Origin of the sequence: Rothia mucilaginosa (genome assembly GCF_964211445.1) — a bacterium.
GTDB lineage: Bacteria > Actinomycetota > Actinomycetes > Actinomycetales > Micrococcaceae > Rothia > Rothia mucilaginosa_E.
On the sequence record NZ_CAXOQT010000003.1, the window covers coordinates 61,024 to 87,273 of the forward strand.

Consider the following 26,250-nt stretch of genomic DNA (forward strand, 5'->3'; position numbering starts at 1 on the left):
AGCCCACAACGCCCCCTAAATCATCCTGTGTAGGTTGATTTTATGTAGTGTTTCACGTGAAACCTGAAAATCAACCTCTCGAGGCGAGGGGTGGTTCGGGGTTCTTGCAAGCCTCTCAACCGGGACTCGTACCCACTCCCTGCGGCGGGGTTCGCGCCCGCCTTGTTTCTCTCTCCTCCAGCAGAAAAGTCACCATGGACCTTACCTTCACTCTCGCTGATCTGACCGCAACCTCCGCCTGCGAGCTGCGGCTCTACACCGAGCTTCAGGAACGTGCACAAAAGCAGTCTGCGCGCCCGACTGAGCTTGAGCGCGCCCGTGAGGCATACCGCGAGTGCCTGCGGGTACTGACCGCCGGTGGGATGGTCGGCAGTGGAGTAGTCGGCGGTGAGCACGCGGGCGGTAAGGCGCGCCCGGTGCCCCTGGTGGCAACCTCCGCGGCGGGGCTGACCTACACAGTGGAACTCGACCGTCTGGAGTACGCAGTCACGAACGGCGCACCCGCGAACAGCACCGCCGAGAGCAATACCGCGCGAATCGTCTGCACCCCACACCTGGGTGAGGCGGCGCATCGGGCACTATTGCGCGGTGCTCTGGCGGCGCACCTGCTAACCGGCGGCGCCACCGAGAGCACAGAGAACACCGAGAATGCCGCGCGCCTTGACCTTCACCTGGAGCACGGCGCGGAGGAGTACGGCGCAGAGTCCGAATCGGAGCCCACCAAGCACCACTCCCCCGTTCCTCAACCTCACCGGGTTGATTCGGCGCGTATTCTGCCGCTGATTCGCCTACAGGAGCAGCGCCTCCTCCTGCTCACCCAGGCGCTGAACGATGGTACGGAACCGGCAGAACTTGCCGAGCGCATCCCCTATTTTCTGACCTGCGACGAGTGCCCGGCGTGCCTGAACGCGGCGGCATCTCTTGCCCTCGCGACCGACGCCCCGGAGCTCGTCACCGAAGACACTGCCGAAGATACCGCCGAGAATCCCGAAACTGAGGAGTACCCGGTCATGTACAGGGTGCCCGCCGCGGTGGAGAACGACAGCGAACAGTACCGCCTGCAGTGCCTGCTGGATGCCCAGCTCGCCTCCCTGGAGGAGCACGCGGCGGAGCACGGCTGGGGTGCCGGTGAGTTGGAGGCGGCGATGCTGCTGTCCATGACGAACTACCACCGCCGTGAGCGCGCCCCGTTCTGGCGGGAGCACATTCGCCGCCTGGAGGACGGCCCGACGGCGTGGGTGGCGAGCCGCGATTACGCGTACCTTGACCGGGTGCAGGTGCTTTCGGTGGAGCATGCGCATACTCTTCTGAACGCCCCCGCCGAGGAGGAGGCGTTCGCCGCCGCCATGAAGGAGCCCGCCGAGGTGCCGGACGCCCCCGGCTGGTATCGTGTGCGCGGCGCGCAGGTGCGCCTATTGCGTGCGCGAATTGAGGCTGATCCGAGCCTGGTGATTGCGCCCTCTGACCATGCGGTTTTTTGTGCGTATGGGGCGGGGTTAAGCCCGCAGATTGCACTGGACCGCATGGAGTCGCAGCTGAATTATTTCCGTGCGTCGAATCCGGGTGAGCGTGTGCCCGCCGAGCTGGCGGCGACGGGTTTCTTTGGCATGCGCGTGTTGGCGGTGGCGCAGGGCGGTTTCGGTGCCAAGCATGAGGATTCTGCAGGTTCCGAAGAGTCGGCTGAGTCGACCGGCGAGTTCCTGGAGGTGCTTCTGCAGGAGCGCATCCGCGTGAAGGATGAGCCGCACCGTGCCCTGCCTTCGGGTATTGGTCCTGGCGATCCGGTGTCTACGGCGACGATTGAGGCGGCTCTGCAGTCTGATGTGCACGGGCTGCTTTTCAACGGCACCCTCATGCCTAGTGAAGCACCCGGCGAAGAGACCCCTACCCCGTCCCGCACCCTGCCGAGCGTACTCGATGCGGCAGCTTCGCTGACGGGTGTGGAGAGCGCATCCGCGGACCTGCTGTTCCGCCGCGCGCCGCACCTGAAGAAGAGCGCCGCAAACGCTAAGAATGCAGAAAATCTACCCCGTGAGGTTGATTTTCCCGGCTCTGCCCTGCCCACGGTGGATGCCGTGCACGCGGCAGTTCGCGCTCTCGACTGCTCCTATGTGGCGGTTCAGGGCCCTCCCGGTGCGGGTAAGACCTTCCTCGCTTCGCACGTGATTGCGCGCCTAGTGGCGGAGGGTGCGAAGGTGGGCGTGGTCGCTCAGTCGCATGCGGTGATTGAGAATCTCATGGTGGCGTGCTGTGCCCGCGAGGGTTTTGATGTTTCGCGCGCGGTGCGTCTGCGCGGCAAGTCGGTGACCCCGGACGCCCCGTGGTCCGAGGTGTCTGATGCCGAGCTGGTCGAGCTGATTTCCGGTGAGGGCGGTCTGCTCTTTGGCGGTACGGTGTGGGATTACGTGAGTGAGCGCCGCGTGCCTGCCGGGTCGCTGGATGTGCTGGTGGTTGATGAGGCGGGCCAGTTCTCGCTGACGAATACGGTGGCGGCGGCTCGTGCGGCGCGTTCGGTGCTGTTGCTGGGGGACCCGCAGCAGTTGCCGCAGGTGTCGACGGGTGTGCATCCGTACCCGGTGGATGTTTCGGCGCTGGGCTGGTTGTCTGATGGTGCGGCGGCACTGGATCCTCGTTTTGGCTATTTCTTGGGTGAGTCGTGGCGCATGGATTCGGCGTTGTGCGAGCGGGTGTCGTGGCTGTCGTATGATGGCGCGCTGGCGAGCGCGGTGGCAACGGATGGCCGTGCCTTGCGGGGTGTTGAGCCGGGTGTGGTGTCGTATCCGGTGGAGCATGCGGGCTGTTCGGTGCGGTCCGTGCAGGAGGCGCAGGCGGTCGTGGAGTGCGTGCGCGAGTTGTTGGGCAGTGAGTGGGTTCCGGCGGCTGGTGCTGAGTCGCGCCCGCTGGCGGCGGAGGATTGCATTGTGGTGGCGGCGTATAACGCGCAGGTTGATTGTGTGCGTGAGGCGCTGATTGCCGCCGGCCTGGCGGATTCTTCGGGTGCTGGCGTGCGCGTGGGCACGGTGGATAAGTTCCAGGGTCAGGAGGCCGCGGTGGTGTTGGTGTCGTTGGCGTCGTCGCGGGTTGATTCTGGGCGCGGTGCGGGGTTTGTGCTGTCGCCGAATCGTTTGAATGTGGCGGTGTCGCGCGGTCAGTGGCGGGCGGTGCTGGTGCATTCGCCACTGGTGGCGCGGGCAGTGCCGCAGGATGTTGAGGAGGTGCTGGCTCTGTCGGGTTTCGCGGGCCTGGTGGAGTAGCGCTCCGCTAAGTAGTTCCCCACTGCGTAGTTCCCCGCAGCAATGCGGGTGCCTTTGGCGTGCCCTGATTCGGACTTAGCCCAAATTGGGTTTAGCCGGGTTCAGCCATGGCTTAGTTGGGCGGAAGTACCAAGACTGAATTATAGTCACCCTAACCCTAATGTCAATAGTCAAAATGAGGAAAGTTTTTCGACGTGCCCTCATGCATATGATTCACATCTCTCATAGAATCTAAAGTATCGCGCGACACACTATTTGTGCGGGGGGGGGTAGCTCCCGATGAGCCGCCCCGTGCATCCTCAACCACCCCATCATGACCGACGAGCACAAGCAGAAATAGGCGGGCGCAGTGGCCCGTCGAGGTATTCACTCTTACGGATTACGCACAGCGGATTGCACACCGCGCGACACCATAAACCCCATCGTGGAGGTCCCCCATGAGTGTCAACACCGAGCTACTCAAGAATAGAGATTTTCGAAATACTCTTTTCGCCATTGGAGCCAACCAGCTCTCAGACTCGATGAGTTATATCACCACGCCCATCATTATTTTGGCACTGACCGGCTCCCCCGAGGCCGCGAGCATCACCCTCTTCGTTGCGGGTGTTCTCGCCACCTGCGCCGGAGCGATATCCGGAACATGGGTTGATAGAATCGGCCCCTCAAAGTGCCTGGCACTGTCCTGTATTGGCCAGTCGTTGTCCTGGGTGGCGATTCTTCTCTACCTCGTTTTCAACGTCACCAACATTTACGTTTTGGTGATTACGATTTCTCTCGCCGCCATTATTTCCACCTTCGACTACCCGAGTGAGCAGTCCATCATCACCCGCGTAGTCCCCAAGGAACACCTGGGGTACGCCTCCGGTATGGGCGAGACGCGCGAGTCCACCGCCAACCTGCTGGGCGGCCCGGTCGCGGGCATTATTATCGGCTTCTCGACTGTGCTCATGACCGCCGTTCACGCGATTGTGAACCTGCTGGCGTTCATCGTCGCACCCAAGACCTACGGCGCTAGTCAGCAGCCCGCAGAAGAGGGGGAAGAGGGCGAGAAAACCAGCTTCTGGCAGGATTCAAAAGCCGGTTTCGAGTACATCCTGAAGAACAAGGTGCTGGTGTCCATTGCATTCGTTTCAACGCTTGCGAACTTTGGAACGGTCGGTATTCCGCTCACCTTCATCTACTACTACACCCTGGAGGGCGCGCACCCGCTCTTCATCGGCATCTTTGCGAGCGCCTTCGGCGTGGGCGTGCTGCTCGGTTCGTTCCTGGTCGGCCCGCTGACCGAGAAGTTTGCGCTCGGCCCGTTGGGTATTACCTCCCTTGCCATCATGTCGGTCTGCTACCTGTTGCTGCCGGTGGTTCATTCGATGCTGTGGGCGGTGTGCCTGCTGATCGTGCTGGCGGGCGTTGTGCTCCCCTCCTTCAATTCGAGCATCATTGCGTACATCAACGCCTCCACCCCGGAACATATGATTGGTCGCGTGCATTCGGTGCAGGGCATCCCGAATATGGCGTTGACCCCGCTGGCTGTTCTGCTGGCTGGTTTCCTCATTGTTGATTGGGGTATTACGTACACGGCGCTGTTCTACGCGGTGTTTATTCTCCTGTCGCTGGTGGTGATGGTGTTCCAGAAGCCGCTGCGTCAGCTGCCCCATATCTCGCAGGTAACGAACGCGCAGTAGTTCCGCGGTAGCGCCGTCTATCAACTCATCTCAACGCCCCCGAAAGCGAATAATTCAACGTGCACTTGCATGAAAATTATTTTCCTTTCGGGGGTGTTCTACGTCCTTTTGAGGATTTCTGCACACAGTGCACTCTCACGATAATTCCCCTTATCAATGCGCATTTTCGGGGGTTTAAATGTTGCCGGTATTACGGCGAACCTTACGCCGCTTGTTGAAGGTTTTACGGCATAATAAGAAGGTGTTCGTTCTAACCTTTATTCAACGTTCCGCACAGCACTCACTCACTGCACTGTCGGACGAACTCGCAAAGCTCAACCCGCGTGTTGCCTTCGCCCAGACATACCCTGACGAAATTCAGGGCGCCTTCGACCGCGCCAGCGACGCACTACACGCGGCGCTCATTGCCGCGCGCGATAACGGCTTCTGGGTCGGCATCGGAATCGGCGAGCTCAACATCCCCCGCTTCGCAGGCGCACTCGGCGCCGTCAGCACCACCGACTGCACCGGCGACGCCCTCGAATTCTCACGCCTCGCCGTCGAAGAAGCGCAGGGAGGCGCACCCGTACGCTGCATCAGCGTCAGCGCCGACAACCGCCACCTCGCCGACCTCGCCGCAGGCTCCGCACGCCTGCTCTACCGCGTATGCGCCGACCGCACCGACGCCGAATGGCGCGTCGTAAACCTGCTCGTACCCGGCGTGCGCGGCCAGCAGAAAGCCGCCGCAACCGCGCTCGGCATCACCACCCAGGCGGTCAGCCGCACCCTCGTCCGCTCCCTCTGGCATGAGGAGCAGGCGGCACGCGGTGCGCTCATCGAGCTGCTGACCCGTATTGACCGTTCGCGCCGCCGCGCCACCTAACGCCGCCGCGCATCCCTCATTCTTTCGCGCCTGCCCGCCTATAGTTCCTACCAGCCTTTCGTGCTTGTCAGCGCGGAGCCGAACACCTGATCCCGCCCGTGATGGTCACCCCCTGCCAGGGGTGGACCGCCGGGCGGGACGCTTTTTAAACCCGCGCTGAATGTCCGGCGGCTCGCTTCTCCCCTGGCTCACTCCCCCGGCTCGCCCTGCGCTCCCGCAATCACTCCCCCGGCGGGCAAAACCAGAGAAAAGGTAAACTTATCTTTATGCCTCTCTCAGAACTTTCCGTCAGCACCCAGAACTACCTCAAGGAAATCTGGAGCCTCGAAGAATGGACCAAAACCCCTGCCACCGCATCCGCCCTGGCAGAACGCATGGGCCTGCGCATTTCTTCGGTATCTGACGGCCTCAAGCGCCTCGCCGCAGCCGACCTGATCGAGCATCAGCCCTACGGCGCTATTGAGCTCACTGAAACCGGCCGCTCCTACGCGCTGGCGATGATTCGCCGCCACCGCCTCATTGAGACGTTCCTCGTGGAGACTCTCGGCTACACGTGGGACCGTGTGCACGACGAGGCGGAGGTTCTGGAGCACGCGGTATCCGACTTCATGGTGGACCGCATCGACACCCTGCTGGGGCACCCGACCCGCGACCCGCACGGCGACCCGATCCCGGACTCTTCGGGGTATATTAGTTTTCCGCAGACCGTGCCGCTGAGCCAGTGCGAACCCGGCGAAACGGTCGTGCTCGAACGCATTAACGATGACGACCCGCGCCTGCTGCGCTACCTGCAGGGCCACGGTTTTGTGCCCGGCGTGCGCCTGCACATTGAGGAGGGTGCGCCCTTCTCGGAGGCGGTGAACGTGAGCGTGGTCGGCGCCGGTTCCGGCAACCTGCACGAGACCGACGCGGAGGGCGCGGTGAAGCCCGGCGGCACCATCATTCCGTTGGGTGCGGAGGCGACCGCCTCCCTGTTTGTGTCCCGCACGGTGCGCTAGGAACAGGGCGGTAGAGGCGGGCTTCTAGCCCGGAAATCCGGGCGGGTACGCGCCCCTAACCTTCAGAAGATAGCAATAGGCGGAAAGCCCCACGGTGGGACTTTCCGCCTATTGCTGTATGTGGTGGGCGTACTCAGTGGGCTTTCTTAGGAAGCTACCGGCTCAGTTTTCGTTGCAGCAGTGCTGAGTCGGCGGGCGCGCATCCTGCCCAGCAGACCGTAGCGCGGGGCGAATACATACGCCAGGGCGAACAGTATGCCCTGCGTGACGACCACGGCACCGCCGGGGGACACATCCGCGTGATAGCTGGCGTACAGGCCGGTCAGCGTGCCCACCAGGGACACACCCACGCTCACCGCGAGCATGGGCACGAACCGGTCAGTGATGAGGCGCGCCGTGGAGCCGGGGATAACCAGCATCGCCACGACCAGCACCACACCCACAATCTGCAGCGCCACCACGGAGGTCAGCGCCAGCATAATGAGCAGCAACGCACCGAGCAGACGCGGACGCAACCCCACCGCCTGCGCGAAGCCCGGGTCGAAGGCGTACAGCACGAAGTCGCGGCGCTTCACCAGCAGCACGGCGGCAACAATCACCGCGAGGATGGCGACCTGCCAGACGTCCGACCAGGACACGCCCAGCACGTTACCGAAGAGGATATGGTTCAGGTCGGTATTCGACGGCGTGACCGAAATCAGCACCAGACCGAACGCGAACATGGTCGTAAACACGATGCCGATCGCGGCGTCTTCGCGCACGCGGCCGCTACGCCGCACCCCGCCAATGAGCGCCACTGCCACGAGCGCGGCAACGACCGCACCGACCGCGAAGGGGGCACCGAAAATGTAGGCGAGCACCACGCCGGGCAGCACCGCATGCGAGATTGCGTCACCCATGAGCGACCAGCCGAGCAACACGAGCCAGCAGGAGAGCAGGGCGCAGACGGCGGCGGCAATGACGGTGACCACGAACGCGCGGAGCATGAAGGGCAGGGTTAGCGGTTCCACCAGAAAGTTGAGGATGTCCATTAGTTCTTCCCTTCCGCAGAGCTGTTCGTAGTAGTGCCGGAGGCGGCAGCGCTGGGGGCGGCAGTCGGCGCACCGGCGTCCACCTCCATGCCGAAGGCACGCACCAGGTTCTCGGGGGCGAGCACCTTCTCGGGGGTGTCGTGCATCAGAATCTCGCCGCGCAGCAGTAGCGCCTCGTCGGCGAACTGGCGCAGGGTCGCCAAATCGTGCGTGGAAACCAGCACGGTCGCACCCTCGTCACGCAGCTGTTTGATGACCTGAATCAGCATCGCCTCGCTGCGCTTGTCCACACCGGCGAAGGGCTCGTCCAGCAGCAGTAGCTGGGCACCCTGGGCGATGGCGCGTGCCACGAAGGCGCGCTTACGCTGGCCACCCGAGAGCGCCCCAATCTGGCGGTCGGCAAGGTCGGTCAGTTCCACGCGGGCGAGCGCCTCATCCACGGCGGCACGGTCTGCGGCACGCAGACGGCGGGTGATGCCGAGGTTGCGGTAGCGTCCCATACTCACGACCTCGCGTACGGAGATGGGGAAGGTCCAGTCGATTTCTTCGCTCTGCGGCACGTAGCTGACGAGCCCGGCGCGGTGGTGGTGTGCGCTCTTGCCGCGGTTACCGCCGACGGGCTGCCCGTCGAGGGTGATGCTACCGGCGTGCACGGGCACGACCCCCATGATGGCTTTGAAGAGGGTGGATTTGCCGGAGCCGTTCATGCCGATCAGGCCGCAGATACGCCCGGCGTCCAGGGTGAAGGATGCGCCGGTGAGGGCGCGGACTGGCCCGTAGTTCACGTGCACGTTATCGCAGGTGAGAAGTGACATTCGGTGGCTCTTTCGGGGTTTCTTCGGTGTGTTGATGAGTTGCTTGTGTGAGCGGGTGTTAACGGCGTGGGAGGAGCGGAGCCAAGAAGGCGACCGCCCCTCCTATCCTATCGGGGGTTTAGGGTTTACCTGGGGTTTTCGATGCGGGGTCTAGGAGTTGCCCTTGAGGCCCGCCACGATGGTGCGTGCGTCGTAGCGGATCATGTCCAGGTAGGTGGGCACGGGGCCGTTCGCCTCGGAGAGCGAGTCCACGTAGAGCACACCGCCGAATCGTGCGCCGGTGGCGTCCGCAACCTGGCGCATCGGATTGTCGGAGACGGTGGATTCGCAGAACACGGCGGGCACCTGGTTCTCGCGCACGTAATCAATCGCGGAGGAAATCTGCGAGGGGGTCGCCTGCTGTTCGGAGTTGACCGCCCAAATGTACTTTTCCTTCAGTCCCGCGTCTGCCGCCAGGTAGGAGAAGGCGCCTTCGCAGGTGACCAGTGCGCGCTGGTTTTCGGGCAGGGTGGAGATTTCCTTGACGAGCTCGTCACGCACGCCCTGCAGCTGCTTCTTGTAGGCTTCGCCGCGAGTTTTGTAGTCGGCAGCGTGGGCCGGGTCGAGGGCGCTAAATTCGCGAATCATCACATCCACGTACTTTTGTACGTTGCTGGGGCTCATCCATGCGTGGGGGTTGGGCTTGCCCGCGTAGGCGTCCTCGGTAATGGAAATGGGCGTAACCCCCTCAGAGACGGTCACGTGCTTAGCGTGGGATTCTTCAACGAACTTAGCGAACCAGGATTCGAGGTTCAGGCCGTTGTCGAGCACCAGGTCGGCGGCGTGCGCCTTCTTCAGGTCGGAGGGGGTGGGCTCGTACTCGTGAATCTCTGCGCCGGGCTTGGTGAGGGATTCGACGTTCAGGTCGTCGCCTGCCACGTTGCGGGCGATGTCTGCGAGCACGGTGAAGGTGGTGAGCACGGTCTTCTTGCCGCTGCTGCTCTTAGCGCCGTCGGTGGTGCTGGCAGTGTTGCCGCAACCGGTGAGCACGAGTAGCAGGGTGAGTGCGAGGGCGGCGCAGAGCGCCTGGACGAGGCGGCGTGCGTTGCTGCCTGCGGGGGTGAGAGCGTTCATGAGGCATCCTTCGTTGGAAGTCACGGGTTTGAGTATGTGGTTGATGTGTGGGATGTGCCGCACCGGGACGCTAGGGACACCGTGGTGTCTGCGCAGGCATCATAATGCGCTTTCGCCTGTCGTCCCGGGCGGAATTTAACAATAGTTCGGCTAGACGAACTTTTCAACTAAGCCACACAGAAACCCCTGAAATACCGACAGAAACACACTCGGACACGTAGCCTGGGCACAGCAAAACCGGCAGATACGGCAAGGAGGCGAGGGTCCCCTCCCCCCGCCTCCTCGCTGCGTACCGTTTCTACGGCAAGCTATCTAGTCGGCAATCTCAACCACGACCGGCGTGTGGTCGCTCGCGCCTTCACCGGCGCGTTCTACCTTATCGATCCAGGCGCGTTCCACGCGTGCGGCGAGCGCGGGCGAGAACAGCTGAAAGTCGATGCGCATGCCCTCATCCTTGGCGAAGCGGCCCGCCTGGTAGTCCCAGTAGGTGTACTCACCCGGGGTGTGCGGGCGAACTACGTCCACCATGCCCTCATCGAGCAGGGCGGCGAAGGCGCGGCGCTCAGCTTCGGAAACGTGGGTCATTTCGTTGCGCAGGAAGTAGTCAATATCCCACACGTCGGCATCCTCGGGGGCGACGTTCCAGTCGCCGACCAGGGCGAGCTGCGACTGCGGGTTAGCAGCAAGTTCGTTGTGCACGTTCTGGCGCAGCGCCTCCATCCAGCGGAGCTTGTAGTCCATGTGCGGGTCGGTCAGGCCGCGACCGTTGGGCACGTAGAGGCTCCAGACACGCACGCCGCCGCAGGTCGCGCCAATCGCGCGCGCCTCCAGGACTTCGGGCTCACCGGGCTTGCCGAAGTGCGGCTGGTTGTCGAAGCCGCGCTGCACATCCTCAAGGCCGACTCGGGAGGCGATTGCCACGCCGTTCCACTGGTTCAGGCCGAAGTGCGCAACCTCGTAGCCCATGAATTCGAAGAGGTCGAAGGGGAAGGTTTCGTCTTTAGTTTTGGTTTCTTGCAGGGCGAGCACGTCGACGTCGTGTTCGTCGAGCCAGTCTTCGACGCGGTTCTCACGGGCGCGGATTGAGTTGATGTTCCAGGTGGCAATCTTCATGCCTTCTAGCTTAGCGGGTGCAGAGCAGGCGCCCTTCATTGCACGGAAGCGATTGCGCAGCGGCATGGGCGCTCGCAACTTGCCAGCGCACCGCCCGCCTGCGCAACCCATTGGGTCGCACCGGCGGGCGGTGAATATATGCGCTAGTCAGCGCTGAATCTAGTCAGCGCTGATTCTAGCCAGCAACAACGTTAGTCGGCATTACTCCTAGTCAACGGCGGGAGTGCCCACAACCTTCAGGCCTTTATCGCCGTACGCCTTGAGCATGTACAGTGCGTCGGAGAAGTACAGGGGGCTGGCGGGGTCCACCACGTCTGCCGCGCCGTCACCGTCGCGGTCGACTTCGGGGTAGGCACCGAGCGTGCGGGCTGCCCAGCGGTTTTCGGTCTTGAACTGTTCAGCCTTCTTGGCGTTCTTCTTCGCATCGACGAGCTGCGGGCGGCGGATCTGGCGCAGCTGTGCGGCACCGTCGGGGCTACCGGCGGCACGGTAGAGGAACGCGGCGAGGGTGTGGCGGGTGGCGTACTCGTCCGGGTGGAAGAGCCCGTCATCCCAGCCGGAGGTGATGCCCGCGTCCGCTGCCCAAATGTAGGCGGGGTAGTCGGGATTGGTGGTTGCCACATCCTTGTAGGGGGAGGTCGTGGGCAGGTTCTTGACGGTCGGCGATCCCGCCATGCGGTAGAGCATGCGCACAAGCTGGCCGCGGGTGACGGTTGCGGTGCTGTGGCGGCGGGTGACGAGGTATTCTTCGCTGTCGAGGTAGCCGTGGCAGACCGCCCACACGCCGGGGGTGGCGCTCATGGTGCCGAGGAAGTTGGCGACGCATCCGACGTAGCTGGGGTCATCCTTGGGCTGCTGTGCCTTGACGACCTGCAGGTTGGTTGCGGGTTCTGCGGCGTTAGCGGCGTGGGCGGCGGGTTGTGCATTCACTGCGGCGGTGACGGGTACGGCGCCGAGGGCGAGTGCGAGGGTGAGGGCAAAGACGCGGCGTGCGCGAGTGGTGGGTGTGAGGACTCGGGAGATAACCGGAAGCATGGGCTGTCCTTATGTAATTGTGGTTGGGAACCGGCCGGAAGGAACCGATTTTTGGGTCGACCGCGGGGTCGCCAAATGGAGCGAATAGGAAAAGGGGGTGGCGTGCAGTGAATGGACTGTTTGTTGCCGCCTTTAGAAAGTCTAAAGTATTTCTTTACATTTTATTCAATATTCAATTGAGAGTTATATCAACTGCCTAATAAATGTTGTTTAACTAGACGGAGCAGCTGCGAATGGTATGTATTCCATTCGCAGCTGCTCCGGTATCTAACGGGTATATGGCGGTATAACGCGCCCACTAGGGCACACGTACCCACCTACGATTCACAGGAAAGTTCCGAACCGGTTCGGGCGTGTCTACTATCTGCCGTCAGTTGCCGTCAGCCTCCGCTAACCGCGCATCACGTTGTAGGCTTCCTTGGTGAGCTGACCGGCGGGCGAGGTGGAGTGGCGCAACTCCTCAACCTCAATGACCACGTTCGCACCGATTGCGCCGGTAATGTACACGCGGCGGCCGAGCATATTACCCTCACCGATGCGGTCATCCTTGGCGGTGCCTTCGGTGATGCGCAGGTCGTAAATCTTGTTCTCAATGTAGAAGCCGTACAAGGAGGCGGGCTTCTCCGGCGGGTTGTAGGAGACGGGTGCGACCATGCGGGTACCGCGCGCGTTGCGGCTGATGTACCAGTTTGCTGCCTCGTCGGCACCGGCGGCACCGCTGACGGTGCCAGCCCAGCTGGAGCCTTCCGCCTCGCATCCGACGAAGATGTTGTGCGCCCACTCGACAATCCAGCCGTGGCCCGCGTTCGAGCGTGCAGTACAGCCGATGAACATGTTGCGTTCGCCCTGCACGATCCAGCCTGCGCCTGCGTGGCGGGTGGCGGGCTCGTAGAGGGCGTTCTTGTTGCTGGTGCGGTGGTTGCTGTTGCTGGAGCAGTTCTCGAACTTCGCCTGCGCCGCGTACACCTCGATACCGGCGTAGGAGCCGCCGCTGAGGTTCGCCTCGGCAACGTCGATACCGCGCAGCTTATTGTCTGCCGCACCGGAGTTCTGGCCTTCGTTGGGGCGGCGGGGGTGGCCGGCGGGCTTGCCGAGCAGCAGGCCCTGGTTGAGGGTGCGGCGGATGGTCACGTCGTCAATTTTCATGCCCTGGTCGTCCAGGCCGAGCACGGCGACGCCGATGGCAGTGTCCCAGACTTCCACGCCGGCGATAACGGGCACGATGTCCGGTTCGTTGAGCAGGTCGCCGGTCAGGTGGGTGTGGAAGATGACGCCCGCAACGTTGTTCAGCGGGGCGGTGTGCGCATCCAGCGAGTAGCTGCTGATGGGGGTGTTAGCGGCATTGGTGCGGATGTGCAGGTTGCGCACGCCCATGCGCATGGGCTTGTTGGCGTTGTAGCTGCCGTAGACGGGGGTGGTATAGCTACCGACGTGGAACACGCCGGTGTACTCAATGTGGCCGTTGGTGGTGGTGGGGATCGCGCGGTCGGAGTGCGCGATGACGACGGTTGAGGAGCCGTAGCCGAAGATTTCGACGCGGTGCTTGATGTCGATGAAGGGGTAGGAGACGCGGTAGATGCCGCGGGGTAGTTCTACGGATCCGCCGCCGCGTGCGGCGACGTCGTCGACTGCTCGCTGGATGGCTGCGGTGGAGTCTTTGGCACCGGTGGGGTCTGCGCCGTAGTTGATGGCGTTGATGCTCATGGGCGTATCGGGCATGAGGGGCTCAATTCTTTCGATGGGTACCGCGTTCGGTGCTGAAGGCGGCGTGGCGAGTGAATTGAGTGAATACGGTGCTGAGTGGGTGCAGTGTTGAGTTTGTGTGGTGCGGTGTGTTGGGCGCATTTCTGCGGATGTGTTGGCGTGTGCGGGTCTGTGCACCGGCAGACCTGCCTCCTGCTCAAGGGTACCGCATTGCGCGTGTGGAGGCGACGACCGGGCACTGTGATACCCGCTCCCCTACCGCCTCGCGGTGCTCTCGCCAGAGCCCTCTGCCGCCGCATCGTGCGGGGCGTTAAACGCTTGAGGGGCGGGGATTACTCCCCGCCCCTCAAGCGTATGCGTTTTAAGATTTTGTGATCACGAGCCTCAGCCCGCGCAACTCAACCCGTGAGGGTTAGCCCATGAACACGCCGTTGCCGCGCTTCTCCAGCTGCTTCGGCGCGAAGGTTGCGTGGCGGATGTGATCCACCTCGATGAGCACGTTATCGCCCATAGCGCCGGTCACGTGAACGCGGCGGCCAACCATGTTGTTATCACCAATACGGTCATCCTTCGCGGACGCAGTCGTAATGTGCATATCGCGAATGTTGTTCTCAATGTAGAAACCGTACAGGGAAGCCTTCGCCCAGCTGTAAGGGTTGTGCGAGCGAGGAGCCACGAAACGGCTACCGCGTGCGTTACGGCCAATGTACCAGTTCGCTGCCTCGTCGCCCTTAGCGGCGCCGGTAACAGCATCCTGGAAGCTGGACGACTCGCCCAGGCAGCCAATGAACTGGTTGTTACCCCACTCCACGAGCCAGCCGTGACCGGCGTTCTCCTGGGCGGTGCAGCCAATGAACATGTTGCGGGTGCCCTGAATGAACCAGCCTGCACCCACGTGGCGGGTCTTCACCTCGTACAGGGCGTTCTTACCCTGGTTGCGCTTGTTGAACCAGCTGGTGGACGCCTCGAACTTGGACTGAGAAGTGTAAATCTCGATACCCGCGTAGGTGCCGAAGCTCATGTTTGCGTCAGAGACGTCAATCATGGAGAACTTGTTATCTGCCGCACCGGGGGTGTCACCCTCACGGGCACGCAGCGGGTGGCCGACAGGCTTACCGACGAGCAGGCCCTGGCGCAGGGTCTGGCGGATGCGCAGCTTGTCAATCTTCATGCCCTGGTCGTCCAGGCCCAGGATGGCAACGCCGATGGCGGTGTCCCAGATTTCGATGTTGGACAGGGTGGGCACTGCGTCCGGCTCGCCGGGGGTAGCGTCCGCAATGCGGGTGTGGAAGATGACGCCTGCAACGTTGTCGACGGGCTGGGTGTGCTTCTCCAGGAAAATCTGGTTGCTCTTAGAGTTCAGCGGCAGGTTGTACTTGTTGGTGCGGATGAACAGGTCACGCACACCCATACGCATGGGCTTGTTCTGGTTGGTGCCACCGCTCATGGGGGTGGTGTAGCTACCGGTGTGGAAAACGCCGGTGCTTTCGTAGCTACCGTTCTTGGACGACGGGATGCTCTTGTCGGTGAAAGCAACGATTCGGGTTGCCTGACCGTGGCCGAAAATCTCGACGCGGTGCTTCATTTCGATGAAGGGGTAGGAGACGCGGTACATGCCGCCGGGAATCTCCACGGAGCCGCCGCCCTGGGCAGCAACATCGTCGATAGCCTTCTGGATAGCGCTAGTGGAGTCTCGTACGCCGGTCGGATCAGCGTTGTACTTGGAATCGCATACGTTCACGCTCATGATGGTAGCCATGGTGTGTCCTCTTTCTTGGCGGATACAGAACAGCGATTAGCGCATAGAGTTCTTCCTATGCGCGTCGTTAAGCTGAGTGTATCCAGTTGTGTCTGAGTGAATAAGTGATTTTGAGCTTCCTGCCGGTTGAGTGAGTGAGTCTCTTCCGGTGTGGGATGCGGGCGGGGAGTGAATCCGCTGCATCAACGCTCGTGGGCGGTGTGAGGGAGTGAATCTCAACCGTTCCCATGTGAGTCATAAATTCTTGCATGCAGGATGCGAATCTGTCTAACCCACGACAAAATATTCTAGGGCAAAATTAGGGTGCTTTTGTCACTCAACACCCGATAGTGTTGATTGTCTCCCCGGTCACTTTTATGCAATAGAGTGCAGATAACCCACAGAAAACCAACTGACCAGTACAAATACCACATTTTGCACATAAATGCACTAGTCAGGGAATTTTTCGCGGTGCGCGCCATATCACTTCATAAACCAGTTGATACGATCCGAAGCCTCCCACTAAAACCCCTCATCAGAGGCTTATCTCACAGGTTCAGAGGCGCCGCACGTATCTGTCGGAGTGCCTACCAAAGACCCCAGCAGCCACCCCAACGAGCGCCCCGACAGGCGCCCCAGCAGGAATCCAACAGCCCCCCTACTGAACTTCCTTCGCGGAGGCGGCACCCACCACATCCAGGCGCGCGTAGCGGCCCGCAAGCCAGGTACAAATCATCAGCTGAACCTGATGGAAAATCATGATCGGCAGCATCATCAGACCCAGCGAACCCGCACCGAAAATAATGATCGCCATGGGCAGACCAGCCGCCAGCGACTTCTTCGAACCGCAGAACTGAATCGTGATGCGGTCGGCGCGGTTGAAGCCCAGGCGCTTAGCCAGCTGGTCGGTCAGCCACAGCATGAACACCACGATAATCGCCATGAGCACGACCAGCAGCACGATCTGCCACCACGCCACGCGCGTCCACACGCCCTGCACCACCGAGGCGGAGAACGCCGAATACACAATCATCATGACCGAGAACTTATCCAGCCACTTGGTGGTCGGCTTCTTGGCGAACTCCCCCACCCAGCGGCGCGTCAGCTGACCGAGCACGAACGGCAAAAACAGCTGAATAGCGATATCCAGAAAGACCGTGCCAGAGAACTCAATATGCCCCGTGTTCATCAGCAGCATGGCGAGCAGCGGGGTCGCCACCACACCCACAATCGAGGAGAGCGAAGCGCTCACAATCGCCGCCGCCACGTTACCGCCCGCAATGGACGTAAACGCGATGGACGCCTGCACGGTCGAGGGCACAAAGGTCAAGAACAGAATGCCCATGTACAGCCCATCACCGAGCACAAAACGCAGCGGGGAGAGCGCCAAACCAACCAGGGGGAACAGCACGAACGTGCAGCTCAAAATCATCAGGTGCAGACGCCAGTGGGTCAGGCCGCGAATCGCCTCCGCGGTGGAGAGGCGAGCGCCGTACAGGTAGAACAGCAGGGCGACCGCGAACTTAGTTCCGGTGCTGAACCAGTCGGCGAAGTCGCCGCGCGCTGGCACGATAATCGCGAGGATGACCGCGCTAATGAGCATGGTCAGCAGCGGGTCGAGTTTGATGGAGCGAAGTGATGACAGCATGGTTTCCATTCTAGAACTGCGACCCGCGGCGGGTGCAGTGGCGGGCGCGCCTTCTCACCTGGGGGTCACGCGGGAGGTAGTTAACGAGCGAACCCGCCGGAGTGCGTTAGCACCCCGACGGGTTCGTGAAGGTTATTGAGCTGTGCGGCTCAGATGAGGCGTTTAGAGTAGGCCCAGTGGCTACTTCTTGTCGCCGTCGAAGCCGTAACCGTACGAGCCGCCCTCAGAGGAGTTGTTGCCGTACTGGCCGTAACCGTACTGCTCGGACTGACCGTTAGGCTGACCGGCAGAAGGCTGCTCGGGAGCAGGCTGACCAGCGGCAGGCTGACCGAAGCCGGGCTGCTGGCCGTAAGACGGCTGACCCGGTGCGGGCGCCTGCGGGCCACCGGGCGCACCCGGTGCCGGCATGCCACCGGCAGCGGCGTACGCATCCCAACGCTGACCGTGGAAGGCGCGAGCCTGCTCGGTGAGCCAGCCAGCGAACAGCGTAGAGTTCGCGTCGAACTCGGGGGCGTACTCAGGCTTGGGGTACACGTCCACGGTCTCAAGGGTGTAATCAGCCCACGCGTCCTGGTGCTCACGCATGAACTCGGTGGACTGAATCGGGTCAGGCCACATGTGCACCGGCTCAGACGCCGGAATGAGGACCGGAACGCGCGGTGCGGAGTCCTTGACCGGGTTCTCAGTCGGGCGCCAGAACAGGCGGCCGGGCTGGGTGCGGTCACGCAGCGCGTGTGCACGCCAGGTAAGAATCGGGTGGCTTGCCAGCAGGTTCACGTACCAGACGGCAAGGCCGCGGTCGGTGACGGCACGGTCGGCAAGCTCATCGAAGTTGACCTGCTTGTTCAGGTACTTACCTGCCGCAAGCACCTTGACGGCACCCTCAGCGCCCTCGGGGCAGAAGCGGTAGCCGAAGTTGTCGGCGGTGTACTCCTGCGAGCGGGACAGCGCGCTCGACAGCACCGGAATCTGGTTGAACAGCGTGGTGAAAATCAGACGGAAATAACCGACGTGACCTGCGGCGATGTGGCCAACCTCGTGGCCGATGATGAAGCGTAGCGCCTGCGGGTCACGGGACTTACCACCGATTTCGAACAGGTCGGAGTACAGGCAGATGTAGCGGCGGAAACCGTGACCTGCCGCGAAAGCGTTCATGGTGCCGTTACCGAGAATGACGTACGCATCCGGCACACGGCGCAGACCCGCAGCCTCAGCTGCTTCGGCGAGCATCTGGTACGCCTCGGGGAACTGGGTCGGGGTGATGCGCACACCGCGAACACGCTGCTGCGCGTAGTAGATTGCACGAACGATGAAGATGGCAATCGGGCCCAGGATGAGCAGACCAACCGTCTGGAAAATCAGGTCTTCCAGGCTCGCGGAGGTGCTACCCGAAGAAGGCACTCGAACCGAACCTTCACCGGTTGAGCTGAAGAGGTAACGCATCATCGAGCTGAACAGGTCGGCAAGCGCCATGAACAGCACAATGTAGCCGACCGCGGTGACCGCGTAGGCGGCGACCAGCCACGGAATTTCGGAGGGATGACGCAGCGCATGCAGCACCTTCGGCGGCAGCATCGACTGGTAGGCGAAGAGCTTCGGCTGGGGCAGGGGGCTGACCGGCTTCTGGCGCTCGTCTTCGGGGAGCCAGCCGGCGGAGAGGTCCTGCGGGAGGGGGTCACCGGGGGCACGGAATGCCTGCTGGCCGGGCTGGGCGTTGAACTGCCCGCCGGGCTGCTGGTGGTTTTCGGGAGGTTGAGTCATGTCTCGTCCGCTTCGTATCGAGTGTTATCTGATTCCACTCTATCGTTTTTGGGCATGTACTAGTGAATGTGAATGCGCTTTTTCTCACGGAACGCTCACCACTTCTCGTCTTCCCTGCAATCGCCCACCAAGAGATACAATGCTTGGTTTTTCTCCCTATGGATGCATGCAGAGGGGCCGGTTCCGCACACGTGGCGCGGCCCGGCCCCTCCAAAAGCTGACAGAAGAATAGCGTCTACTTATTAGGGACACCACTCCCTAATACACTAAAAATCCATCAACTTCATACTCAAATAAACATCACAAATATATAAATCTCAATCCAAGATTGAAATAGGTCGAATGGGTCACTACTCCTTTCAGACCTAAATGCAAGCTGATATTAAACAGCTGCCGAAAGATAAGTGACAGTACCCCAGGGGGAAGTCACAATAACGCGGTACTGCACCGGAATGACCTTTGCCGACTGATGCGCGGGGTCACCGTAGGTGTGCTTACGCAGGTAGGTCATGTACGACACAACGTCTTGACCAGCATTAGGGTGGGTAATGTTAGCCATCACCTGAATGTCCCAGGACCAGCCGTCGCGGCCTTCAGCAGTCGTGTAGTGCTTACCGTATGCGTAAGTCCACAGGGGGCTATTTTCCTTGGGAGGACGGGGACCATCCGGGAAGTGCAGGTAGTTGTACTTACCGTGAGCAATGTAGGTAGAGCGGCTGCCCTTGTAGTTGTCGTTGAGGCGAACAACCGGGGGGTTTGCACCCTTGCCCTTGTAGCCTTCGGCGTAGTACATGTTGTTCTTACGGTTTGCCTCGGCCTCACCGAATGCGAAACGGTCCGCACCAGTGGGGGTCGGTGCGTAGGAGACGTCACCTGCAACGTTCTCAACACGAACGTTGATGATAACGCCGCCACCAACGCCACCAACGCCGTCCTTGGAGGTGTAGTCAGGGGTGTCCTTGCCGTTCGGGGGGTAAATCGGCGGGAAGTCGGTCACACCCTCGTAACGACCCCAGGGGTAAGCAAGCTTACGTTCGGGGGTGGTGTTGTCGATGAAGTAGGTCTGCGGCTGGGGGCTGCAGTTCGAGGTAGGCATCACTGCCCATTCGTACTCTTCGTTGACGGTGCCCTTGTAGCGGCGACGTTCGGCACGTTCACCCCAGGGCACGGATACGATGGTGCCGTATTCACAAGGGTTCTTGGATGCGGCGTAGGCGGGTACTACGGCGGTTGCTGCCACAACGGGCGTTGCCCATGCTGCACCCTTGACCAGGGTGCGGCGGCCCATCAGCTTTCCACTCTGTTTGGAGTGGCTCTTAGTCGAGTGAATATCCATTACCAAATCTCTCTCATTGGAATGAGTTTTATACATTGATTCACTTTATTTCTGCATACAAAATACAAAAATAAAAGTTATCGCAGTATGTGTTTAAACGTGTACTTCAGAATGCACTCTCAGTATGCTTTTGCGACTATAAATCCGCTCCAGCTCTTTTCGATGAGTGCCGATAGATATAAAAGCACAAAAATTTACACTCATTGCTTCACAGAATGCAATAACCTGGATTGACAAAAAATTTTCTATCAACATTGATCTAGGATTGTCGATCTTTTTCACTTTCAACCTTAACTGCCATCAATGTTGGAATGTTGCGAGTCGATACATACATACCCCCCCCCCTGCACAACTTTCCCAAGCAAGCAATAAATTTACACTTTATGTAGTATCCAAACCCACACTTTCAACCAACTTTCATTCTTGTTCTCTAAGTGATGAATGATACACATGCAATACATGCCACATTGCCGTAATATTGCATTGTAAAGTAAGTTGAATCACATATATTCATGCTAATGGATGCCCACAAACAAGTCCGCTGCAGCACCCGTACGGAACGGGAACTGCAGCGGACTGCCTATATTCAACCGCCTACACGGCGGGGTACGTGGGGCTTAGAGGCTCTTAACGAGTTCCTCGGTAGCCTCAGCGATAGCCTTCTCCTCGTTGGTGGGGATGACCAGCACCTTGATAGCGGAATCCTCGGTGGAAATCACGCGGGGCTCGGGGGAACGCTTAGCGTTCTCCTCCTCGTTGTACTTGACGCCCAGTGCGCCGAGGCGGTCCAGGACCAGCTTGCGGAAGTCGCCGGAGTTCTCACCGATACCAGCGGTGAAGATCAGGGCCTGCGCGCCGCCAACAACCAGGTTGTAGCCGCCAATGTACTTCATCAGGCGGTAGGAGGTCATGTCCAGTGCGAGCTGTGCACGCTCGTCACCGGACTGTGCAGCCTCAACGACCTTACGCATGTCGTTGGAGCCAGCCAGTGCGAGCAGGCCGGACTCCTTGTTCAGGATGGTGTCCAGGCGGGCACCGTCGATGCCCTCACGAACCAGAATAGTGGTCAGTGCCGAGGGGTCAATGTCGCCGGAGCGGGTACCCATAATCAGGCCAGCCAGCGGGGTGTAGCCCATGGAGGTGTCGACGGACTTGCCGCCCTTCACAGCGGTCACGGACGCGCCGTTACCGAGGTGAGCAACAATGCCGTTGAACTCGTCGCGTGCAATGCCGAGCATGTCAGCTGCAACGTGGGAGACGTACTCGTGGCTGGTGCCGTGGAAGCCGTAGCGGCGGATGCTGTACTTGTCAGCCAGGTCGTAGGGGATTGCGTAGCGCCATGCTTCTTCAGGCATGGTGGAGTGGAACGCGGTGTCGAAGATAGCAACCTGCGGCAGGGAGGGCCACTTGTGCATTGCTGCGCGCATACCCTGAGCGTGTGCGGGGTTGTGCAGCGGTGCCAGCGGGGAGAGGTCGTCGATCTGCTGGACAACTTCCTCGGTGAGCAGGGTGGGGTGGGTGAACTTCTCTGCACCCTGCACGACGCGGTGGCCGACTGCCTGCAGCTCGCGGCCGTGCAGGACGGGCTCGAGCTTCTCAGACATGATGTCGAATGCGACTTCGTGGTTGGGGACGTCGGTGCCGATGTTTTCGACGAGGCCGGAGGTCAGCATCTGCTCTGCCTCGGGCAGGGAGGTGTCACGCACCTGGTACTTCAGGGAGGAAGAACCAGCGTTCACAACGAGAATAAGCATGAAAGTATCTTCTTTCGTAGTTTTCTTTTCGTTCCATTCTCGCACTTTTCGAGCCTGCGTGCGAGACGGCCCCGACTGTGTTTTTAACGGGGGTTTTTGTCGCGGGCGGTATCAGGGCATTAACGGGGTCAGGAGGCGTGGGTTGGGTGGGGGTTTTCTTTTCGGTCGCCGTGACCGGCTGAAAGGCTGGCGGGTTTTAGGAATGACCTAATTACTGGTCGTGTTTTCAGAGCTTAGGTATAGTTGGAGTTAGCAAGGTAAACCAAGAACCCTGAGACAATCGCCGCAAGGCGAGGAGGTATAACGGGTGAGCCGTAGCGGGGTGTACTGGTGGATTCTGGTCGAAGCTCGGACCTTGCGCATAAGGCACCCTCGATGGGTGCCTTTTCTGTTTAACCACAACTCAGGGGAGGGGACGCATTCCGGTGCGGCCCCTCCCCCTGTTTCTACGTTTGCGGGTTGGTCCACTAGCTATCGGGATTTTTGCCGAGTCACAGCATTTAGAGGCGAGGACTGTACCGGGGCGGGCGGCAAGAAAAATAGTGTAAAAAAATCGCCAATTTTTTCACTATCCCCTCTGATTTTTAGGAAATAGTGAAAAAATCCGCGATTTCTTTCATAATCCAGGTCACATATGGGCGACTTGAGGGTGCCGGGGGGCTCCCCGACTTAGCCTCCCTTGCAGGGGCGTATCCTAGCGGGAAGCCGTGCCTCCCCCCCCCGCTCTACTTATTCCGTTCCTTCAGTCGTTTTTCAACAAAGAGCTTGTAGCCCTGCGGTTCAAGGATATGAGACGCCTTCCACTTATTGGGTCGCTCCGCGGTACGGTGCAAACGCACATAGTAGGCGGGGCTAAGGCTTCCCTCGACTCGCACGCTAACCGTGAGCCAGTAGGGGTTGTCCCCACCAGGAACTTTCAGGGTCGGGTCATCAACCAGTTCAGCGCTGATTACGGTTCCTTTCAAAAGGTCAATACGCGAGTTAGGCCCGTACTCATTCTGCACTTCGGGGTCAACCATCGGGTAGAGCTCTTCTGACCATTCCTTGTACGGCTTGCCGCTGGTGTAGGCGGCGACGATTGCTTTCGCGGCTTCAAGGGCACGACCGCGGTCTTCGTCAGTGATGCTGTTGAGGGTGGGAACACTGGAGGGCTGCTGAGGTCCGCCACCGGTTCCTGCCAGGGGTGAGGGGTCAAGGCTCACGGTCGGGGTCGGGGTGGCTGCCGCAATGGTGGATGCTGCGGTGGTGCTTGCCTCTGCGCTCGGGGAGGCGGTCACCTCGGCGACAGTGGGGGTGCGACCTGCGGTGGTGGTTGCAGGTGCAGGAGTAGTAGTAGGACTGGGGGTACTGGTTGCGGTCGAGGCGCCACCGGTGATGAGGGTTCCGCCCGGTGCGGAGCTATCGGTGCTAGCGGAGCAGCCGGTGGCGAGCAGGGCAAGTACGGCGGCGGCGGCAGTGATTTTGCGGGTCATGGAGAGGGGCTTTCTCTGATGAACGGTATCTATATATCGGTGTGATGCGTCTAGGCGGGGCATGTGCTGGGCTGTGTAGCGTTGCGACCGCCTGCGGTTGGTGTCTGCGTCGGGCGTTGACGCATAGTGGGTGCACGGTTAGGTACCGGATTAGCAGTATGAATTCGGTTCTTTTTCGTGCAGTCCAGCTCATATCATGGTAGCTCAGGGCGAGCGCCTGCAGGATATCTATAGGCATGATAGGGTATCTTTTGACACCGATAACCACGTGCCGCCGTGTTTTTTCGTCTTGCAGTCCTCGATGTTGTGTTCTGGCTCAGACGCTTCTGCTGCGGCACCGCATAGTTTCTCATCACTCATTCAATCTCTGCCCTCCTGCTGGGGGTGGGTTTGTCGCGCCCCGAATTGTGGGGTCTACGTATTTTGGAGATTGTTATGGAGAACAAAGGCGGAGTCACCATCCCCCGCTGGGCTTTCGGACTGGCAGCAGCCGTCGTCGCCCTCCTCGTCGTACTGGTCATCGTGCTCATTCCGCGCGGCGGCGATAATTCCAACACCTCTGCCGCGGGCGGTTCGAACGGTGCGGCTCAGTCGAAGGCCACCTCAACGGTAGCGGCAGGCACCTGCGGCGCTGGCGCCTCAGACGACCAGGCGGTACTGGATGCAGCCCCCAAGGACACCACGTGGGTAACCACCGATGGGGGTTGGATGGGTCCGGTATCGAAGACCGCAGGTCCGGTAGCAAACTCACCGATTCGTAACTGCTTTGAGCACTCGGCTGAAGGCGGATTGTATGCCGCAACCTGGGCTTATATCCAGATAATTGAGGCCCCGAAGGAGTATATGCCGACGATTGTTGGCCCCGGCGCCGATGCGCTCCGCGAACTCCGTAAAAAGGACACTACGACCGCTCCGGTTCTCCACATTTCCGGTTACCGTTACATCTCCTACACCCCGGAGCGTGCAACGGTGCGACTGCTGATCAAGACCCCGTCGGCTACGTACTGGTCTGCCGATATGGTGATGGAGTGGCACGATGGTGACTGGCACTATTGGGCTCCTGCTACTCCTACTGAAGTTGGCAAGGCTGACCCTGACGAGTTCATTACCTGGGGCTCCTAAAAGCTAACAGCTCGTACGGGCAATAAAGCGCGGTGGGGTGCGACCTTTATGAGGTCGCGCCCCACCGCGTTTATAGGTTTAAGCCAACTCTAAGAGCCAGTACTTAGACGCCGCCTCCGTCAGAAGAAGTCAATGTCAGGGAGGCCCGAAAATATCTCAGCAAAGAGCTCGTACGTACCTATCACAAAACGCTCACTGCGGTCCTCCACCTCGCTATCAGCCCGCGAATACGTGAAAAGACCACCAATAATCTTCACACCAAAGAAATACAGCCCAACACAACCAAGGACCAGAGCCACAAAAGGCATCACCAGCATGACCACAAAGTGAAGAATCACGTTATCAATCGAGCCGCCAAGCAACACCAGGCCGACAATAACAACCCCCGTTACAATCAAACACACGGGCACGCTCACAACGTACATGCCCCAGGCGATGATACGCAGAACAGTCTTCCAGAAGCCACGGCGCGGCTTCTCCTGCAGATAATCTGCGGGGTGCGAAAGATACGGTGCGGCTTGCTGAAGGGCGGGCTGGTTGCTCATAGGTGGTTGTCTCCTGACGTACTCGGTGTATACATCAACACTCCCGAGAATACGTCACCCACCTGGGCGATTCCTCAAAAAACAGGCGCGAGTAAGCAAACCACCCCAGCTAAAGCACGTCCGGGTGGACCGCCACCTCCACTGCGGCAGGCAGCACCCGCGCGCTAATGCGGTACGCCGACGGCGCCGGGTCACCATCCACCTCAACCGGCTGTGCACCATCCGGGAACTCCAACACCACCTCAGACCCCACCAGATGGCGAATCACCGGCAACTCAATGCGCGGCGAACCCAAAATCGTGCGGCGCGTAACCTTCGCCATCAGCAGGCCCCACTCCACCAGGTCACGCGGGGACGCCACAATCACCTCAAGGTTGCCGTCATTCACATCCGTCATATCCGCCAGACGAATACCGCCCTGCAGGCGGCCACAATTCGCAATCAGCACCGAACGCATCGGCAGGATGCGGGGCTCCCCACCATCCACGCTAATACTCACCGGATGCGACCTGCCCAGCATGTGCTTCATGCCGGACTGCACGTACGCCACCCAACCGAACTTCGCCTTAATCTCCTCGTTCGTATCGTTCATGACGAGCGCGTCGAAGCCCGCACCACTCATCACAAAGAACGTGTGTTCGGTTTCTTCGCCGGTGGTGCTCGTCGTCGTCATCTCAATCGCATCAACGGTCTGACCTGCACCGTTGAGCCCAATATCAATGCACGCCGCCACGTCACTGACCGGAATATACAGGTTGCGCGCCAGCAGGTTACCGGTACCCATCGGCAGAATACTCAGGCGCGGCTTACGCCCCTCATGATGCGCCAGCGCCGCCGCCACAGCACGCACCGTACCGTCACCACCGGCAGCAATCAGCAGGTCAACACCCTCAGCGATCAGCTCGCGGGCGGCCTCGGAACCGGGCTCGTCCACGCGGGTGGTGCGCACCAGCGCCTGCGGGTGACCGTTCGCCGCGAGGGTACGTTCCAGAATCTCGATAGCCGCCGCAGCACCGGGCTTGCTCGGGTTGTACACCACGCCCACGCGCTGCGCCTCACCGGTGGGCAGGCTCGGCAGAACGCCGAAGGGCGCACCCAATTCGATAGCGCGTCGACGCGCGTTTTTACGGGCGCGAGTGACGGAGGCAGTCAGAGCCGCCGCCGCGGAAACACCAAGGAGCTTACGGTAAAGAGGCATAACTCTTAGACTACCCGCCCACGCAAAAACCCGCCCACCGTTTACGCGGTGAGCGGGTTTTTCAGCTGG

At 60.7% G+C, this 26,250-nt stretch carries 19 protein-coding genes; 5 read left to right on the forward strand and 14 right to left on the reverse strand.

Annotation, left to right across the window (positions count from 1 at the left end):
- Positions 1 to 194 precede the first annotated feature (194 nt).
- The 4 genes from AB8E48_RS01315 (at position 195) to AB8E48_RS01330 (ending at position 6,796) form a co-directional block, all read left to right on the forward strand.
- Positions 195 to 3,254, forward strand: coding sequence for a DEAD/DEAH box helicase (locus tag AB8E48_RS01315; RefSeq protein WP_368885507.1), 3,060 nt, complete (start codon positions 195 to 197; stop codon positions 3,252 to 3,254).
- Positions 3,255 to 3,691: 437 nt separating this feature from the next.
- On the forward strand, positions 3,692 to 4,936 hold the full coding sequence (locus tag AB8E48_RS01320; protein ID WP_368885508.1) for an MFS transporter: 1,245 nt from the start codon (positions 3,692 to 3,694) through the stop codon (positions 4,934 to 4,936).
- Between the two features lie 241 nt (positions 4,937 to 5,177).
- A complete protein-coding gene (locus AB8E48_RS01325) occupies positions 5,178 to 5,798 on the forward strand; it encodes a hypothetical protein (RefSeq protein ID WP_005507641.1) in 621 nt (206 codons plus the stop codon).
- Between the two features lie 266 nt (positions 5,799 to 6,064).
- Positions 6,065 to 6,796, forward strand: coding sequence for a metal-dependent transcriptional regulator (locus AB8E48_RS01330; protein WP_368885509.1), 732 nt, complete (start codon positions 6,065 to 6,067; stop codon positions 6,794 to 6,796).
- Between the two features lie 146 nt (positions 6,797 to 6,942).
- On the opposite strand, the gene AB8E48_RS01335 is transcribed toward AB8E48_RS01330, so the two are convergent.
- From AB8E48_RS01335 to AB8E48_RS01390, 12 genes are all read right to left on the reverse strand, one after another.
- Complete coding sequence (locus AB8E48_RS01335) at positions 6,943 to 7,827, reverse strand: metal ABC transporter permease (RefSeq protein WP_368885510.1); 885 nt, start codon at positions 7,825 to 7,827, stop codon at positions 6,943 to 6,945.
- Positions 7,827 to 8,642 (reverse strand): metal ABC transporter ATP-binding protein, encoded by an 816-nt coding sequence (locus AB8E48_RS01340; RefSeq protein WP_368885511.1) that lies wholly within the window; start codon positions 8,640 to 8,642, stop codon positions 7,827 to 7,829. Before AB8E48_RS01340 ends, AB8E48_RS01335 begins: the two co-directional genes overlap by 1 nt.
- Before the next feature lie 150 nt (positions 8,643 to 8,792).
- Positions 8,793 to 9,755 (reverse strand): metal ABC transporter substrate-binding protein, encoded by a 963-nt coding sequence (locus AB8E48_RS01345; RefSeq protein ID WP_368885512.1) that lies wholly within the window; start codon positions 9,753 to 9,755, stop codon positions 8,793 to 8,795.
- Between the two features lie 312 nt (positions 9,756 to 10,067).
- Positions 10,068 to 10,868 (reverse strand): exodeoxyribonuclease III, encoded by an 801-nt coding sequence (locus AB8E48_RS01350; protein WP_368885539.1) that lies wholly within the window; start codon positions 10,866 to 10,868, stop codon positions 10,068 to 10,070.
- Positions 10,869 to 11,075: 207 nt separating this feature from the next.
- Complete coding sequence (locus AB8E48_RS01355) at positions 11,076 to 11,903, reverse strand: S-layer homology domain-containing protein (RefSeq protein ID WP_368885513.1); 828 nt, start codon at positions 11,901 to 11,903, stop codon at positions 11,076 to 11,078.
- A 390-nt stretch (positions 11,904 to 12,293) separates the two neighbouring features.
- A complete protein-coding gene (locus AB8E48_RS01360; RefSeq protein WP_368885514.1) occupies positions 12,294 to 13,622 on the reverse strand; it encodes a glycosyl hydrolase family 28-related protein in 1,329 nt (442 codons plus the stop codon).
- A 397-nt stretch (positions 13,623 to 14,019) separates the two neighbouring features.
- Complete coding sequence (locus tag AB8E48_RS01365) at positions 14,020 to 15,366, reverse strand: glycosyl hydrolase family 28-related protein (RefSeq protein ID WP_368885515.1); 1,347 nt, start codon at positions 15,364 to 15,366, stop codon at positions 14,020 to 14,022.
- A gap of 637 nt (positions 15,367 to 16,003) precedes the next feature.
- Positions 16,004 to 17,002: a bile acid:sodium symporter family protein gene (locus AB8E48_RS01370; RefSeq protein ID WP_439958495.1), complete on the reverse strand. Its 999-nt coding sequence runs from the start codon at positions 17,000 to 17,002 to the stop codon at positions 16,004 to 16,006.
- A gap of 171 nt (positions 17,003 to 17,173) precedes the next feature.
- Positions 17,174 to 18,754, reverse strand: coding sequence for a M48 family metallopeptidase (locus AB8E48_RS01375; RefSeq protein ID WP_368885516.1), 1,581 nt, complete (start codon positions 18,752 to 18,754; stop codon positions 17,174 to 17,176).
- A gap of 382 nt (positions 18,755 to 19,136) precedes the next feature.
- Positions 19,137 to 20,090, reverse strand: coding sequence for a hypothetical protein (locus tag AB8E48_RS01380; RefSeq protein WP_368885517.1), 954 nt, complete (start codon positions 20,088 to 20,090; stop codon positions 19,137 to 19,139).
- A 617-nt stretch (positions 20,091 to 20,707) separates the two neighbouring features.
- A complete protein-coding gene (locus tag AB8E48_RS01385; RefSeq protein WP_368885518.1) occupies positions 20,708 to 21,844 on the reverse strand; it encodes an acetate/propionate family kinase in 1,137 nt (378 codons plus the stop codon).
- A gap of 725 nt (positions 21,845 to 22,569) precedes the next feature.
- The gene (locus AB8E48_RS01390; protein WP_368885519.1) at positions 22,570 to 23,316 is read right to left on the reverse strand and encodes a carbonic anhydrase; all 747 of its coding nucleotides are present in this window, start codon (positions 23,314 to 23,316) and stop codon (positions 22,570 to 22,572) included.
- 435 nt (positions 23,317 to 23,751) lie between these two features.
- Between AB8E48_RS01390 and AB8E48_RS01395 the strand changes: the two genes are divergently transcribed.
- Positions 23,752 to 24,438 carry an acyl-CoA synthetase gene (locus tag AB8E48_RS01395; protein WP_368885520.1) on the forward strand — a complete coding sequence of 229 codons (687 nt, stop codon included), beginning with the start codon at positions 23,752 to 23,754 and terminating at the stop codon, positions 24,436 to 24,438.
- 119 nt (positions 24,439 to 24,557) lie between these two features.
- Here AB8E48_RS01395 and AB8E48_RS01400 read toward each other — a convergent pair whose 3' ends face one another.
- On the reverse strand, positions 24,558 to 24,983 hold the full coding sequence (locus tag AB8E48_RS01400) for a hypothetical protein (protein WP_368885521.1): 426 nt from the start codon (positions 24,981 to 24,983) through the stop codon (positions 24,558 to 24,560).
- 109 nt (positions 24,984 to 25,092) lie between these two features.
- Positions 25,093 to 26,181: a diacylglycerol kinase family protein gene (locus tag AB8E48_RS01405; protein ID WP_368885522.1), complete on the reverse strand. Its 1,089-nt coding sequence runs from the start codon at positions 26,179 to 26,181 to the stop codon at positions 25,093 to 25,095.
- Positions 26,182 to 26,250 lie beyond the last annotated feature (69 nt).

Bases quoted from the DNA above. Each gene is read 5' to 3' on its own strand.
- AB8E48_RS01335 (WP_368885510.1), bottom strand. From the start codon at position 7,827: ATGGACATCCTCAACTTTCTGGTGGAACCGCTAACCCTGCCCTTCATG.
- AB8E48_RS01365 (WP_368885515.1), bottom strand. From the start codon at position 15,366: ATGGCTACCATCATGAGCGTGAACGTATGCGATTCCAAGTACAACGCT.
- AB8E48_RS01395 (WP_368885520.1), top strand. From the start codon at position 23,752: ATGGAGAACAAAGGCGGAGTCACCATCCCCCGCTGGGCTTTCGGACTG.
- AB8E48_RS01355 (WP_368885513.1), bottom strand. From the start codon at position 11,903: ATGCTTCCGGTTATCTCCCGAGTCCTCACACCCACCACTCGCGCACGC.
- AB8E48_RS01340 (WP_368885511.1), bottom strand. From the start codon at position 8,642: ATGTCACTTCTCACCTGCGATAACGTGCACGTGAACTACGGGCCAGTC.
- AB8E48_RS01405 (WP_368885522.1), bottom strand. From the start codon at position 26,181: ATGCCTCTTTACCGTAAGCTCCTTGGTGTTTCCGCGGCGGCGGCTCTG.
- AB8E48_RS01385 (WP_368885518.1), bottom strand. From the start codon at position 21,844: ATGCTTATTCTCGTTGTGAACGCTGGTTCTTCCTCCCTGAAGTACCAG.
- AB8E48_RS01315 (WP_368885507.1), top strand. From the start codon at position 195: ATGGACCTTACCTTCACTCTCGCTGATCTGACCGCAACCTCCGCCTGC.
- AB8E48_RS01360 (WP_368885514.1), bottom strand. From the start codon at position 13,622: ATGCCCGATACGCCCATGAGCATCAACGCCATCAACTACGGCGCAGAC.
- AB8E48_RS01350 (WP_368885539.1), bottom strand. From the start codon at position 10,868: ATGAAGATTGCCACCTGGAACATCAACTCAATCCGCGCCCGTGAGAAC.
- AB8E48_RS01375 (WP_368885516.1), bottom strand. From the start codon at position 18,754: ATGACTCAACCTCCCGAAAACCACCAGCAGCCCGGCGGGCAGTTCAAC.
- AB8E48_RS01345 (WP_368885512.1), bottom strand. From the start codon at position 9,755: ATGAACGCTCTCACCCCCGCAGGCAGCAACGCACGCCGCCTCGTCCAG.
- AB8E48_RS01380 (WP_368885517.1), bottom strand. From the start codon at position 20,090: ATGGATATTCACTCGACTAAGAGCCACTCCAAACAGAGTGGAAAGCTG.
- AB8E48_RS01330 (WP_368885509.1), top strand. From the start codon at position 6,065: ATGCCTCTCTCAGAACTTTCCGTCAGCACCCAGAACTACCTCAAGGAA.
- AB8E48_RS01400 (WP_368885521.1), bottom strand. From the start codon at position 24,983: ATGAGCAACCAGCCCGCCCTTCAGCAAGCCGCACCGTATCTTTCGCAC.
- AB8E48_RS01370 (WP_439958495.1), bottom strand. From the start codon at position 17,002: ATGGAAACCATGCTGTCATCACTTCGCTCCATCAAACTCGACCCGCTG.
- AB8E48_RS01390 (WP_368885519.1), bottom strand. From the start codon at position 23,316: ATGACCCGCAAAATCACTGCCGCCGCCGCCGTACTTGCCCTGCTCGCC.
- AB8E48_RS01320 (WP_368885508.1), top strand. From the start codon at position 3,692: ATGAGTGTCAACACCGAGCTACTCAAGAATAGAGATTTTCGAAATACT.